10 protein-coding genes are annotated in these 13067 nt (G+C 67.3%); 6 read left to right on the plus strand and 4 right to left on the minus strand.

Features of this window, described 5'->3' with window-relative positions; translation table 11 throughout:
- Positions 1-843: dihydrodipicolinate synthase family protein (locus tag B5Y19_RS23210; protein WP_139384529.1), on the plus strand; the 843-nt coding region annotated here is incomplete at its 5' end.
- Positions 843-1628, plus strand: a complete 786-nt coding sequence (locus B5Y19_RS23215) for an SDR family oxidoreductase (RefSeq protein WP_055729756.1) — start codon at positions 843-845, stop codon at positions 1626-1628. The genes B5Y19_RS23210 and B5Y19_RS23215, both read left to right, overlap by 1 nt.
- 84 nt (positions 1629-1712) lie before the next feature.
- On the opposite strand, the gene B5Y19_RS23220 is transcribed toward B5Y19_RS23215, so the two are convergent.
- Genes B5Y19_RS23220 through B5Y19_RS23230 form a run of 3 tightly spaced genes read right to left on the minus strand, consistent with a single transcriptional unit; the run spans position 1713 to position 4586 of the window.
- Positions 1713-3017 (minus strand): TRAP transporter large permease, encoded by a 1305-nt coding sequence (locus B5Y19_RS23220; RefSeq protein WP_055729855.1) that lies wholly within the window; start codon positions 3015-3017, stop codon positions 1713-1715.
- Positions 3018-3026: 9 nt separating this feature from the next.
- Positions 3027-3548: a TRAP transporter small permease gene (locus B5Y19_RS23225; protein WP_055729757.1), complete on the minus strand. Its 522-nt coding sequence runs from the start codon at positions 3546-3548 to the stop codon at positions 3027-3029.
- A 51-nt stretch (positions 3549-3599) separates the two neighbouring features.
- Positions 3600-4586: a TRAP transporter substrate-binding protein gene (locus tag B5Y19_RS23230; protein ID WP_055729758.1), complete on the minus strand. Its 987-nt coding sequence runs from the start codon at positions 4584-4586 to the stop codon at positions 3600-3602.
- A 206-nt stretch (positions 4587-4792) separates the two neighbouring features.
- Here B5Y19_RS23230 and B5Y19_RS25905 point away from each other — a divergent pair, with 206 nt between their 5' ends.
- The 4 genes from B5Y19_RS25905 (at position 4793) to B5Y19_RS23255 (ending at position 10577) form a co-directional block, all read left to right on the plus strand.
- Positions 4793-5680, plus strand: a complete 888-nt coding sequence (locus tag B5Y19_RS25905) for a LysR family transcriptional regulator (RefSeq protein ID WP_055729759.1) — start codon at positions 4793-4795, stop codon at positions 5678-5680.
- Positions 5681-5904: 224 nt separating this feature from the next.
- The gene (locus B5Y19_RS23245; protein WP_055729760.1) at positions 5905-8031 is read left to right on the plus strand and encodes a hydantoinase/oxoprolinase family protein; all 2127 of its coding nucleotides are present in this window, start codon (positions 5905-5907) and stop codon (positions 8029-8031) included.
- Positions 8024-9733 (plus strand): hydantoinase B/oxoprolinase family protein, encoded by a 1710-nt coding sequence (locus B5Y19_RS23250; protein WP_176168706.1) that lies wholly within the window; start codon positions 8024-8026, stop codon positions 9731-9733. Before B5Y19_RS23245 ends, B5Y19_RS23250 begins: the two co-directional genes overlap by 8 nt.
- Before the next feature lie 79 nt (positions 9734-9812).
- Positions 9813-10577 (plus strand): HpcH/HpaI aldolase family protein, encoded by a 765-nt coding sequence (locus B5Y19_RS23255; RefSeq protein ID WP_055729761.1) that lies wholly within the window; start codon positions 9813-9815, stop codon positions 10575-10577.
- 92 nt (positions 10578-10669) lie between these two features.
- Here B5Y19_RS23255 and B5Y19_RS23260 read toward each other — a convergent pair whose 3' ends face one another.
- Positions 10670-13009: a xanthine dehydrogenase family protein molybdopterin-binding subunit gene (locus B5Y19_RS23260; protein ID WP_411914170.1), complete on the minus strand. Its 2340-nt coding sequence runs from the start codon at positions 13007-13009 to the stop codon at positions 10670-10672.
- Positions 13010-13067 lie beyond the last annotated feature (58 nt).

Below are 13067 nucleotides of genomic sequence, written 5' to 3' on the forward strand. Positions count from 1 at the left end.
ACCGACCGCATGGTCGACTTCTATCTGGAGAAGGGCGCGACCGGTCTCACCGTGCTCGGCATGATGGGCGAGGCGCCGAAGCTGACGGCGGACGAATCCCGCATCTTCGTGCGCCGCGTGCTGAAGCGGGTGGACGGCCGCGTCCCGGTCGTCGCCGGCGTCTCGGCGTCCGGCTTCGCCGCGATGCGCGAGCTCAGCGACAGCGTGATGGGCGACGGCGCTGCCGGCGTGATGGTCGCGCCGCCCTCGACGCTGCGCACCGACGACCAGATCCTCTCCTACTACGCCATGGCGGCCGAGACGCTGGGGCCGAAGACGCCCTTCGTGCTGCAGGATTTCCCGCTGGTCACGCAGGTGCAGATCACGCCTGCCGTGATCCTGAAGATCGTCGCCGCCCATCCCAGCTGCGTCATGCTCAAGCATGAGGACTGGCCGGGCCTCGCCAAGATCTCCGCCCTTCGCGCAGCGAGCGACCAGGGCGGCCGGCGCATCTCGATCCTCGTCGGCAATGGCGGCATGTTCCTGCCGGAGGAACTCTCGCGCGGCGCCGACGGCGCCATGACCGGCTTCGCCTATCCGGAGATGATGGTCGATGTCTGGAAGGCGCATGCCGCCGGTCAGGTCGAGCGGGCGCATGACCTCTTCGACGCCTATCTGCCGCTTGCCCGCTACGAGCAGCAGCCCGGCCTTGGCCTCGCGCTGCGCAAATACACGCTGGCGAAGCGCGGTGCCATCGCCTCCGCCACCCTGCGCAAGCCGGGCGGGGCATTGTCCAAGATGGACATCGCCGATATCGAACGGCTCATCGCGCGGCAGGAGCGGCGCCTGAAGGAGATCGGCTGATGGATCTGGGACTTGTCGGAAAGCGCGCCCTCGTACTGGGCGCGAGCCGTGGGCTCGGCGCCGCGATCGCGCAGACGCTCGCCGCTGAAGGCGCGACCGTCATCGCCGCCGCGCGCGGCACGGATGTGACGGAAAGCTGGATCGCGGCCCTGCCCGCGGAGCAGCGCGGCCGCGTCAGCGCCGCGAAGCTCGACCTCGCCGACCTCGCCTCCGTCGAGGCCCTCGCGGATCGACTCGCCGCGGAAGGCGGCGTCGACATCCTGATCGGCAATTCCGGCGGCCCACCGCCGGGCGAGGCCCGCGACGCCAAGCGCGACGACTGGCTGAAGCACTTTGAAGGGATGGCCGCCAACCTGTTCCATCTGGCACAGCGCCTGCTGCCGGGGATGACGGAGCGCGGCTTCGGCCGCATCGTCACCATCGCCTCCTCAGGCGTCGAGCAGCCGATTCCGCGGCTCGCCCTCTCCAACGGCATCCGTGCCGCGGTGATCGGCTGGTCGAAGACGCTGGCCTCCGAGGTCGCGGGCAGCGGCGTGACGGTCAATGTCGTCCTGCCGGGCCGCATCCATACCGAGCGCGTCGACCAGCTCGACGACGCCGCAGCGGCCCGCAGCGGCGGCACGCGCGACGCCGTGGCCAAGGCCTCGATCGCGACGATCCCCGCCGGCCGCTATGGCAAGCCGCAGGAATTCGCCGATGTCGTCACCTTCCTCGCCAGCGAACGGGCGAGCTATGTGACGGGCGCGAAGATCCGCATCGATGGCGGCCTGATCAGGGGTATCTGAACCTGCATCCGCCCGCGCAGGCCTCGTCGAGGCTGGCGCGGGCGGTTTTGCGTCCGCCGCAGCGCGGACGGCGTGAGCCTTGCCTTATCCCGCCATCATCTTCGGCAGGCCCGTGACGATCTGCGGGAACAGCGTGATCAGCACGAGCAGCAGCATCAGGACGAAGAAATAAGGGATCGCCGCCCTGGTGACGGCGAGGATGTCCTTGCCGGTGATGCTCTGCAGCACGAAGAGGTTGAAGCCGACCGGCGGGGTGATCTGTGCCGCCTCGATCAGGACCACCACGAAGATGCCGAACCAGAGCAGGTCGATGCCCGCCGCCTGCACCATCGGCAGCATGACCGACGAAGTCAGCACGATGATCGAGATGCCTTCGAGGAAGCAGCCGAGGATCAGCATGAACACCGCGAGCACCGCCAGCAGCGCATAGGGCGAGAGATGCATGGCCTCGACCCAGCTCGCCAGCGAGCGCGGGATGTCGACGAAGGCGACGGCGATGGTCAGGCAGGCGGCGCAGGCGATGATGAAGGAGATCATGCAGGAGGTCCGCATGGCCGCCATCAGGCCGTCCATGAAGCTCGCCCGCGTCAGCCCGCCTCCGACCGCCGCCAGGATCAGCGCCCCGATCACGCCGATGGTCGCGGCCTCGGTCGGCGTCGCGATGCCGCCATAGATCGAGCCGACCACCGAGGCGATCAGCAGCGCGACGGGGATCAGCCGGCGCGAACGATAGACCTTCTCGAGGAAGGGAACGGGCGGCTCGGCCGGCGGCATCTTATCGGGATTGAGCAGGCTCCAGATCGCCGTGTAGCCCATGAACAGCGCCATCAGCAGCAGACCGGGCAGGACGCCGGCGATGAACAGCCGCGCGATCGAGACCTCCGCCGTCACGCCATAGACGATCATGATGATCGAGGGCGGGATCAGCAGGCCGAGGGTACCCGAGCCCGCGAGCGTGCCGATCGTCATGTTGAGTGGGTATTTCCGCTTCTCAAGCTCGGGCACGCTGATGCGCCCGATCGTGGCGCAGGTCACGGCCGAGGAGCCCGCGACCGCCGCCATGATGCCGCAGCCGAGCACGTTGACGTGGAGCAGCCGGCCCGGCAGCCGCGACACCCACGGCGCCAGACCCTGGAACATGTCCCCCGACAGCTTCGAGCGGAACAGGATCTCGCCCATCCAGATGAAGAGCGGCAGCGAAGTCAGCGCCCAGCCCCAGCTCGAATCCCAGAGCGTCGAGGCGATGAGCGAGCCCATCGGCGCCGTGGTGAAGAGCCCCATCATCACCATGCCAACGGTGAGCAGCGAGAGCGCGACCCAGACGCCGCTGGCGAGCAGCAGGAGCAGTGAGCCGGCGAGGACCAGCGAGGCCAGAACGGTCGTGTCCATCATCGGCCCCTATGCCACCGGCCTGTCGAGCTCGATCTCGTCGGGCGTCTCGTAGCGAGGCTTGCCACCGCCAAGGAGCCAGAGGAGCTCGTCGACGAAGGCGATCGCGAGGGCCGTCACGCCCACGGCGACGCCGGCCTGCGGAATCCAGAACGGCATCGCCAGCAGGCCCGGGCTGATATCGTTGAACTCGCGCGACTGCAGCGCCAGCGACGCGACATGCCAGGCCAGGAACGACACCACCACGGTGCCGAGCAGGCAGTTCAAGATTTCGACGCTGCGCCGCAAGCGCAGCGGCAGCCGGTCGACGAGCAGGTTGATGCGCACATGCCCGCCGCGGCGGAAGGTATGGGCGAGACCGAAGAAGGTCGATGCCGCCAGGCAAAGGCCCGCGGCCTCGGTGGCATCGAGCGTGACGCCGCGCATGCGCGCGACGATCTGGGCGACAATCGATACTCCGATGCCGACCATGAAGGCTGCGGCCAGATAGCCGCATGCCTCATAGAACTTGTCGAGAACCCCACGTATCACCGGTCACCCCGCTGGCATGCTTCATGAAAAGGCAGCGTGCTGGCAGTCCGGTTATTTGAGGCTCTTCTGATAGGCTTCGTAGACGGCCTTCTCCTCGGCCGTGGCCGTGCCAAGCCAGTCGGTGACCATGCCCTTGCCGGCCGCCTCGATGGAGTCGAGGATGTCCTTGGGCGCCTGGGCGATCGTCATGCCATGGCTCTTGAGGATGCCCTCGCGCTCCTCGCTCGCCTTCTTCGACAGTTCCCAGCCGCGCTTCGTCGCGGCCTCGCCCGCCTCCAGCACGATCTTCTGCGTCGCCGGATCGAGCTGGCGGAAGGCGCGCTCGTTCACGAGGATCGCATTCTTGTTGTGCATCGTGCCGGTATAGGTGAAGTGCTTGACGTAATCCCAGATCTGAACGTCCGTGCCGGTCTGGGCGCTGGTCCAGAGCGACTGGATCATGCCGGTCGAGAAGGCTTGCGGCACCTCGGCGAAGGGCAGGATCAGAGCTTCCATGCCGAGCTTCTCGCCCATGATCTGCGTCTGCTTCGAATAGATGCGCAGCTTCTGGCCCTTGAGGTCGGCGAGCCCCTTCAGCGACTCCTTGGTGTAGAAGCCCTGGCCGGGCCAGGCGACATAGGTGATGGCGCGCAGGCCGTTCTTCTTGAACATGGCCTCGAAGAAGGGGCGCTGTGCGTCCGTCAGCTTGGTGGCCTGGTCATAGGTCGTGGCGACGCCGGGGATGTTGTCGAGATTGTACATCGCCGCCTCGTTGCCGTAGACGCCCAGGCGGATCTCGCCGATCTGGATCTGGCCGGACTGGACGGCGCGCTTGACCGCATCAAGCTTGATCAGGCTGTCGTTGGAGCGCAGGTCGATCTTGAGCTTGCCGCCACTCTTCTCCTCGATCTCCTTGATCATCTGGCGGATGTTCTGGGTGAAGAAGCTGCTTTCGGGATAGCCCGAGGCCATGGTCCAGCTCGTCTGCGCGACGGCGGGGGCAGCCAGCCCGAGGCCCAGCGCAAGGGCGGCGGATGCAATCAGAGCTCTGCGGTTCATCGTTCCCCTCGTTCTTGTCCCGTCGCGAAACTATTCGCGCGAGTTTCAGGAGCCGAAGCCGAGCCGAAGCCCGATTGGCGGCTAAGGGTAGTCCACCGCGTTCCGGCGATAGCATCCAATTGAAATTATCTGTTCTCGTGATGCATTTTCTTTATCGATGGCAGATGCTCGGCGGATGGGCCACGCGGCGCCTGCCTGGAGGAGTGATGCCAAACTGGACATTGAAGCAGCTCGAGAGCTTCGTCTGGGTCGCCAAGCTCGGCAGCTTCAGGGCGACGGCCGAGCGCCTGAACACGACGCAGCCGAACATCTCGGTGCGCATCTCGCAGCTCGAGACCGTGCTCGGAGTCAGGCTGTTCCATCGCGACTCCGGCTCGGTGGCGCTGACACCGATGGGCCATTCGCTGCTGGGGCAGGCCGAGCGGGTGCTGCAAGCCTCCGAGGAGTTCTCGCAGCAATCGATCCGTTCCGACCAGCAGATCGGCGTCCTGCGGCTCGGCGTGGCGGAGCTGATCGCGCAGACCTGGCTGCGCGACTACCTGCTCGACCTCAGACAGGTCTTCCCGAATGTCGATGTCGAGCTCAAGGTCGATTTGACGCTCAACCTGCGGGAAGAACTCGTCTCACGCGCGCTGGACCTGTGCCTGCTCAACGGCCCGATCTCGAATTTCAACATCAGCAATGTCGATCTCGGCTCGGTGCCCTATATCTGGACGGCCTCGCCGAAGCTCGCCGTCGCAGGCTCGGACATCGCGACCTTGGCCGGGCATTCGATCCTGACTCATGCCCGCTCCACCCGCCATTTCGTCGAGCTCTCGGCGCATTTCCGCGATCTCTGGGAGAAACCGGTCAGGATCGTGCCGTCGAGCAGCCTGGCGGCCTGTCTGCAGATGACCCTGGACGGGCTCGGCATCGCCCCCCTGCCCCGCACGCTGGTGGAGAAGGCGCTCGCCTCCGGCGAGCTGGTCGAGATTCCCTATGAGTGGAAGCCGAGCGCCCTGATCTTCACCGCCTCCTTCGCGCATACGCCGGCGAGCTTCCTGCTCAAGCGTTCGGCCGAGCTGGCGATGGAGCGCGCCATTCTGCATCATTAGGTCGTTTTTTCGATCCAGTCGGATTGCGGGAAGCGACCCTGGCGGACGCAGGGCTCGACGCCTCACCCGATCCTTCTGGATTGCTTCGCTACGCTCGCAATGACGGCAGCTCTGCCAAGCGCCGCCGATAAAGATCCCTTATCGATTAACATAGACAATAATAATTCGACGACATCGAGGACCCTTCCTATCTTCCGATCGTCGACAACGGAGGCGAAGCAGCCATGTCCATTCTCGGGGCCCGCCTGGGCGTCGATATCGGGGGAACCTTCACGGATGTCGTGCTCGAACAGGGCGGGCAGAGGTTCTCGACCAAGGTTCTCACGACCTATGCCGCGCCCGAGGACGCCATCATCGAGGGGATGCAGCGGGTCTGCTCCAAGGCCGGCGTGCCGGTTTCCGCGATCGGGCAGATCATCCACGGCACGACGCTGGCGACCAATGCCTTGATCGAGCGGCGCGGCGCCAAGACGGCGCTGATCACCACGGAGGGATTCCGCGACGTCATCGAGATGCGGACCGAGAGCCGCTTCGAGCAATACGACCTCAACCTGACGCTGCCGGAGCCGCTGCTGCCGCGCAACCGCCGCTACACCGTCAAGGAGCGCATGGATGCGCGCGGCAAGGTCCTGGTCCCGCTCGACCGGGCGCAAGTCGAGGCGCTGGCAGACGAACTGCGCGAGGCCGGCTATGAGAGCGTCGCCGTCGGGCTGCTGCACTCCTATGTCAACGACGCGCATGAGCGGCTGATCCACGACGTCCTCAGCGAGCGGCTGCCCGGGGCGATGATCTCGCTCTCGTCGGAAGTCTCGCCGCAGATGCGCGAGTACGAGCGCTTCAACACGACGATCGCCAACGCCTACATCAAGCCGCTGATGAAGAGCTATCTCGTCCGGCTGAAGGGCCGGCTCGCGGCCGAGGGTGCTTCCTGCCCAATCTTCCTGATGCATTCGGGCGGCGGCATCATCTCGTTGGAAAGCGCCTCCGAATTCCCGGTGCGCCTCGTCGAATCCGGCCCGGCGGGCGGGGCGGTCTTCGCCGCCGACATCGCCGCGCGGCATGGGCTCAAGAAGGTGCTGTCCTTCGACATGGGCGGCACCACCGCCAAAATCTGCCTGATCAAGAACTACACGCCGAAGACCGCCCGCGTCTTCGAGGTCGCCCGGACCTATCGCTTCAAGAAGGGCTCGGGCATGCCGATCTCCATTCCCGTGATCGACATGGTCGAGATCGGCGCCGGCGGCGGCAGCCTCGCCCATGTCGACTCGATGAACCAGATCCGCGTCGGGCCGGAAAGCGCCGGCTCCGAGCCCGGCCCGGCCTGCTATGGCCGCGGTGGCAAGCGCCCGGCGGTGACCGATGCCGACGTCGTCCTCGGCAAGATCGACCCGGACAATTTTGCGGCCGGCACGATCCCGCTCTTCGCCGACCAGTCGGCCGCTGCGCTGAAGAGCGAGATCGGCGGCAAGCTCGGCATGGAGGCCGAGGAAAGCGCCTGGGGCGTGGCCGAGGTCGTCGACGAGAACATGGCCAACGCCGCCCGCGTCCACGCCGTCGAGAACGGCGAGGATCTGTCAGAATATACGATGATCGCCTTCGGCGGTGCCGCTCCGCTTCATGCCGGCCGGCTCTGCGAGAAGCTCGGCATCAGCAGATGCCTGGTGCCGCCGGGCGCGGGCGTCGGCTCGGCCATCGGCTTCCTGCGAGCGCCGTTCAGCTTCGAAGCCAACCGCACGCTGTTCATGCGGCTCGCCCAGTTCGACACGGCGCGCGTCACCCAGCTCTTCGACGAGATGGAGGATGAGGCGACGCGGGTCGTGCGCTCCTGCGGCTGGGACGGCGAGATCAGGGCCGAGTACAAGGTCTATATGCGCTATGCCGGCCAGGGCTGGGAAATCCCGGTGGCGCTCACCTCAAAGGAGGCGCGTGCCGCCGACCCGGCCGTGATCCTGCAGCGCTTCGAGCACGAATACGCCAATCTGTTCGGCCGCACCGTGAAGGGCCTCGCCGCCGAGATCACGGTCTGGTCGGTCAATGCGCACACGCCGCAGGAAGCGGTCAGCCCGGTCGAGCCGCTATCCGGCATGAGCGAGGCGCTCGCCGAAGGCAGCCGCTCCGTCTTCGACGCGGGGCTGGGCCGGCGCGTCGAGGCGCAGGCCCATAGCCGCACCGCCCTGACGGCCGGCAGCAGGGTCAGCGGTCCCGGGATCATCACCGAGGACGAGACCACCATCGTCCTGCCGTCGAGCCGCATCGGCGTCACCCTGAACGACGGCTGCATCGACATCCGCCTCACCGAAGCCGCGCCCGCCGCCCGCGCCGCAGAGCGGAAGGAACCCGCCCATGTCTGAGATCTCCAAGGTCGCCTATCAGGTGATGTGGAACCGCCTGATCTCGGTCGTCGAGGAACAGGCGCAGGCGCTGATCCGCACCTCCTTCTCGACCTCGGTGCGCGAGGCCGGAGACCTCTCCGCCGGCGTCTACAACGAGAAGGGCGAGATGCTGGCGCAGGCGGTGACCGGTACGCCCGGCCACGTCAACGCCATGGCCGATGCGGTCGCCCACTTCATCCGCCGTATCGGGCGCGAGAACATCGCCGAGGGCGATGTCTACATCACCAACAACCCCTGGGAAGGCACGGGCCATCTGCACGACATCACCGTCGTCAGCCCCTCCTTCCACCGCAGCCGCCTCGTCGGCTTCTTCGCCTGCACCGCCCACATCGTCGATATCGGCGGGCGCGGCTTCGGCGCGGATGCCAACTCGGTCTACGAGGAAGGGCTGCACATCCCGATCATGAAGTTCGTCGACCGCGGCACGGTCAACGAGACGCTGGTCACGATCATCCGCGGCAATGTCCGCGAGCCCGATCAGCTCGTCGGCGACATCTATGCGCTGGCGACCTGCAATGAGATCGGCCATCGCCGCCTCGTCGACATGATGGTCGAGTTCAAGCTCGCCGATCTCGCCGGCATCTCCGACTTCATCCTGACCAATTCGCGCCAGGCGACGCTCGACAAGATCGCCGCCCTGCCGCGCGGAGAGGCTGAGGGCCATATGCGGATCGACGGCTACAGCCGGCCGATCGACCTCTGCGTCAAGATCTCGATCGAGCCGGACGGCGTGCTCTGCGACTGGGCCGGCACCTCCGGCGTCGACAAGAACGGCATCAACGTGCCGCTGGTCTATACGAAGGCCTATACCTGCTACGCGCTGAAATGCGCGATCGCGCCGGAAATCCCGAACAATGCGGCCTCGCTGGAGCCTTTCCGCATCACAGCGCCGGAAAATACGATCGTGAACGCGGTCTGGCCGGCGCCGGTGGCGCTGCGCCACATCATCGGCCACATGGTGCCGGACACGATCTACGACGCACTCGACAAGCTCCTGCCCGACCTGGTCCCCGCGGAGGGCGCCGGCAGCCTCTGCAACTTCCAGGTCTCGCTCCGGCCGCGCAGCGACGGCCCGCCGCCGGCCGAGCCGGTGCGCGCCGAGGTGCTGACCTTCAACTCGGGCGGCTCGGGCGCGCGGCCCGCGCTCGACGGCATGAACGCCACCGCCTTCCCCTCCGGCGTGATGACGATGCCGGTCGAAGCGACCGAGCAGGTCGGCCCGGTCATCGTCTGGCGCAAGGAGCTCAGGCCCGACTCGGGCGGTGCGGGGCGCCATCGCGGCGGCCTCGGCCAGCACATGGAGGTCGGCGCCTGGGAAGGTTTCGAGTTCGACATCCAGGCGATGTTCGACCGCGTTCATCATCCCGCCCGCGGCCGGCGCGGCGGCGGCGGCGGCGCGCCGACGACGATCGCGCTCGACGACGGCACAGCGATGAAGGGCAAGGGCAAGCAGTTCGTGCCGCATGGCCGCAAGGTCGTCATGGCCTTCCCGGGGGGAGCCGGTTACGGCAAGCCGGGCGAGCGCCCCGCGGCGAGCATCGAGCGCGACGTCGCGCTGGGCTATGTCTCGCCCGAGGCCGCGCGCACCGATTACGGCCTGGCGGAGGAACGCCTGGCCGAGATCCTCGCAGCGTCGCGCCGCGGCGAAGTCCCTCGCTAGGGCATCGGGCCGGCAGACGCGAACACGCCGCTGCCGGCTTCTGCCCCGCCTCTCTCCTCAACGGCACGAGAACGATGCGATGAAGCTGCCTTCGAACAGATTCCTGGCCGCGCTCCGCAGCGGGCAGCCACAGATCGGCCTCTGGCTCGGTCTGTCCAGCAGCTTCGCCACCGAGGCGGTCGCGGGCGCAGGGTTCGACTGGCTGCTGATCGACACCGAGCATTCGCCCAACGACCTCAACTCGGTCATGGCGCAGCTCCAGGTTCTCGCGGCCCATCCGGTCACGCCAATCGTCCGGCCGGACTGGAACGATGCGGTCCTCGTCAAGCGGCTGCTCGACATCGGCGCGCCTGGCCTGCTCTTCCCGATGGTGCAGACGCGGGCGGAGGCCGAGCGCGCCGTCGCTGCGACGCGCTATCCGCCGCACGGCATCCGGGGCGTGAGCGGCTGCACCCGCGCCAATGGCTTCGGGCGCATGACCGACTATTTCAGCCGCGTTGCGGAAGAGACGGCCGTCATCGTGCAGGTCGAGACGCGCGCCGCGATCGAGCAGTCGCTCGAGATCGGCAAGGTCGACGGCGTCGACGGCGTGTTCTTCGGCCCGGCCGACATCGCGGCGGATATGGGGCTGCTCGGCAGGCCGACCGATCCGGCCGTGTGGGAGCTCATCCGCCCGGCCGCCCGGCGCCTGATCGAGGCGGGTGTCCCCGTCGGCACGCTCGTCTTCGACCCCGCCTTCGCGAAGAGTCTCCTGGCCGAGGGCTTCGCCTTCGTCGCCTGCGGCTCGGACGCCGTCCTGCTCGCTCGCGGCGCCGATGCTCTCCTGCGCAACGTGAAGGGCTGAGGCGCACCGAAGAAGGCCATTGCGGCGAAGGCACGCTTCCCCGCAATGGCCTCCTCGATTCTAGCCCCGCGAGATCCGGTCCCGCCCGTTCCTCACCGCTCCGCCTGAATCATCTTCCAGATCGCCTGCGGCGTCGCCGGCATGTCGACATGGCGCACACCGCAGGGCGACAGCGCGTCGACGACCGCGTTCATCACCGAGGGCAGCGAGCCGGCGCAGCCGGCCTCGCCACACCCCTTCGCACCGACCTTGTTGGTGCTGGTCGGGACGCCCTGGCTGATGAAGGTGAAGGAGGGCAGGCCCGCCGCGCGGGGCATGGCGTAGTCCATGTAGGAGCCGGTCCTGAGCTGGCCGTCCTCGTCATAGAAGGTCATCTCGCAGATCGCCTGGCCGATCCCCTGCACGACCCCGCCATGCAGCTGCCCCTCGACGATCATCGGGTTCACCAGCGTCCCGAAATCGTTGACCATGACGTAGCTGACGACCGCGATCTCCCCGGTCTCCGGGTCGATCTCGACCTCGGCGACATGGCAGCCATTGGGATAGGCCGAGGGTGCCGCCTTGAAGACATGGTCGACATCCAACGTCTTCGGCAGATCCTCGGGCAGGCCTGCGGCAGTCCTCAGCCTTCCGGCCAGCTCCATGATGCCGATCGAGCGGTCAGTTCCCGCGATATGGAAGCGACCCGCGGCGAACTCGATATCGGCGGCAGCAGCCTCCAGGAAATGCGCGGCGAGGAGCTTGCCCTTCTCGACGACCTTCTCGCTCGCCTCGATGATCGCCGAGCCGCTCGCCATGATCGATTTGGAGCCGCCGGTTCCCCCGCCCGCGATCAGCCGGTCGCTGTCGCCCTGCACGAGGCGGATCTTGTCGAAGGGCACGCCGAGCCGGCTGGTCAGGACCTGGGCGAAGGGCGTCCAGTGCCCCTGTCCGTAGTCGAGCGTGCCGGTGACGATGGTGACGCCGCCATCCGGCTCGAAATGGATGCCGCCCATCTCGTTGCTCGGCGGGGCGGTGACCTCGAGATAGCAGCCGATACCGCGGCCACGCAGCTTGCCGGCCTTGCGGCTCCGGCGCAGCCGCGCGCCGTAACCCTTCCAGTCGGCCGCCTCCAGCGCCCGGGCGAAGAGCGCCGGGAAATCGCCGCTGTCGTAGAGCGTCCCGATCGGCGTGGTCCAGGGTAGCTGCGCGGCACCGATCAGGTTGCGCCGCCGGAGCGCCGCCGGATCGAGCCCCATCTCCCGGGCGGCCGTGTCGATCAGCCGCTCCATGAAGTAGTTGCCCTCAGGGCGCCCGGCGCCGCGATAGGCCGCGATCGGCACGGTATTGGTGACGGCGCAGCGGGTCTGCACCTCCACCAGCGGCGTGCGGTACATGCCGACGCTGTTCTTGCCGATGTTCAGCGTCGCCATCATCGGTCCGACGGGCGAGAGATAGCCGCCCATATTGCCGACGCCGGTGAAGCGCGTCGCCAGGAAGCGGCCGCGCGCGTCGAGCGCGAGCTCGGCCTCGAAGACCATGTCGCGGCCGTGATGGTCGGAGACGAAGCTCTCCGAGCGCTGGTCGGTCCATTTCACCGGCTTCTTCAGCAGGCGCGCCGCATGCAGCAGCACGACATGTTCCGGGAAGACCGCGGCCTTCATCCCGAAGGACCCGCCGACATGGCCGGTGATCAGGCGCATCCGCTCCTGCGGAACTCCCATCGCGGCCGCGAGATTGTTGCGCAGCCCGAACGCACCCTGGCTCGGAGCGTGGAGCGTGTAGCGCCCCGCCTTGCGGTCGTAGGCCGCGATGGCCGAGCGCGGCTCGATCGGGTTGACCACGATGCGGTTGTTGACGATGCGCAGCCTGGTGACATGGGCGGCGCCGGCAAAGGCGGCCGCGACCTTCTCGGCATCGCCGAAATGGTAGTCGAGGACGAGGTTGCCCGGCACGTCCTCGAAGAGCTGTGGGGCACCGGGGGCGAGAGCCTCCTCGGCCGAGGCGACGGCAGGGAGCACGGCGATGTCGAGAGCCACCGTCTCGGCCGCATCGCGCGCCTGGACCGGGGTGCGAGCCACGACCATGGCCAGCGGGTCACCGACATAGCGGACCTTGTCGGTCGCGAGCGCCTTGCGGACCGGCTTCCTCATCGGCGTCCCGTCCCGATTGGGCAGGTCCACCTGGCATTTCAGCGTGCCGTAGCCCTGGCCTTCGAGATCCTCGGCCGTGTAGACCGCCACGACGCCCTTCATTTCCCTCGCAGCCGCGGCATCGATGCCGCGGATGACACCATGGGCATAAGGGCTGCGCACGAAGGCAGCGTAGAGCTGCCCATCCAGCGAGAGGTCGTCGGTATAGCTGCCCTCGCCGCGCAGGAGGAGGGCATCCTCCTTACGGGGAACCGACTGGCCGATTCCGACCTGCACGGTTGAAGAGGTCGGCTGAGGCACGCGCATATTCATTGACGAAGCACCACGATCGAAAGCGAGCGCCGCTACAGTGCAGCAA

The organism is Allobosea thiooxidans, assembly GCF_900168195.1.
Taxonomy (GTDB): Bacteria; Pseudomonadota; Alphaproteobacteria; order Rhizobiales; family Beijerinckiaceae; genus Allobosea; species Allobosea thiooxidans.